Genomic DNA, 1346 nt, shown 5'->3' with positions numbered 1-1346 from the left:
ACTGTCCCGTTCCGGGTCTGATGGAGGCTCTCATTCCACGGAAGGATGAGAGTTATGGGAGCACCGAGGAAGTACCCGGAGGAGCTTCGGGAGCGAGCGATCAGGATGGCCGTCGAGCTGCGGCGTGACCCGGACACGCGTTCCGGGGCGCTCAAGCGGGTCGGTGACCAGCTGGGGATCAACTCAGAGACGTTGCGTAACTGGGTCCAGCAGGCCGAGGTCGACGAGGGCCACCGGCCGGGCGTGACCACGGCTGAGGCGACGCGGATCGCCGAGCTCGAGCGGGAGGTCAAGGAGCTACGCCGGGCGAACGAGATCCTGCGGACGGCGTCCGCGTTTTTCGCCGCGGCGGAGCTCGACCGCAAGCTGAAGTGAGCACGACAGTGCCGACCGGGGTGCTCGTGGAGTACATCGACGAGCACCGCGGCCGGTTCGGGGTCGAGCCGATCTGCACCGTCCTGACGGGGGCCGGCACGCAGATCGCCCCGAGCACGTACTACGCGGCCAAGAAGCGGACGCCGTCGGCGCGGGCGATCAGCGACGCGGCGACGCTGGCGCGGATCGTGACGATCCACGCCGAGAACTACGGCGTGTACGGCGTCCGGAAGGTCCACGCCGAGCTACGCCGGCAGGGCCATGCGGTGGCTCGGTGCACGACGCACCGGTTGATGAGATCCGTTGGCCTGCATGGTGTCAGCCGTGCGAAGGGGCCACGCACCACGATCCCGAGCAGCGGACCCGACACTCGACCGGACCTGGTGCAACGGGCGTTCACCGCCACGGCACCGGACCAGCTATGGGTCGCGGACATCACCTACTGCCGCACCTTCGCCGGGTGGGTGTACGCCGCATTCGTCATCGACGTCTACTCCCGCCGCGTCGTCGGCTGGCAACTGGCCAAGAATCTGCGCACCGACCTGGCCCTGGACGCCCTCGAGATGGGGTTGTGGGACCGAGCCCGCGCCGGCCGGGACACCACCGGGCTGATTCATCACTCCGACAAGGGAGTTCAGTACCTCGCCATCCGCTACACCCAGCGCCTCGCCGACGCCGGTGCGGTCGCTTCGGTGGGTTCGACCGGTGACTCCTATGACAACGCGCTGGCCGAGGCGTTCAACTCGCTGTTCAAGGCCGAGTTGATCCGTAACCGGGGTCCGTGGCGCTGCATCGATGACCTCGAGATCGCGGTCGCGGAGTACATCGACTGGTTCAACCACCGACGTCTCCACGGCGAGATCGGGCTCATCCCGCCTGTCGAGCTCGAGGACCAGCACTACCGGCAGAAGCCCGTGACGGCTACCGTCGAAACGTCAGTTCCGAGCCTCCACTAGACCCGGTACGGGACA

At 67.5% G+C, this 1346-nt stretch carries 1 protein-coding gene and 1 other annotated feature; the gene reads left to right on the top strand.

The features are described 5' to 3' along the window. Window positions 1-54 precede the first annotated feature (54 nt). Window positions 55-1331, top strand: a protein-coding gene (locus AC1DIW_RS21810) for an IS3 family transposase (RefSeq protein WP_478110911.1) whose coding sequence is annotated in 2 segments (ribosomal slippage) — window positions 55-346 and window positions 346-1331 — 1278 coding nt in all. Because the reading frame shifts where the segments join, the coding sequence is not laid out codon by codon here. Then, window positions 333-488: a sequence feature (AL1L pseudoknot), on the top strand. Its footprint overlaps the gene before it by 156 nt. Window positions 1332-1346: the final 15 nt, after the last annotated feature.

The sequence above is a fragment of the Terrabacter sp. 01T434 genome, assembly GCF_056398545.1.
Note: the sequence above shows the minus strand (reverse complement) of the source record. Positions and strands in the feature narration are given on the sequence as shown.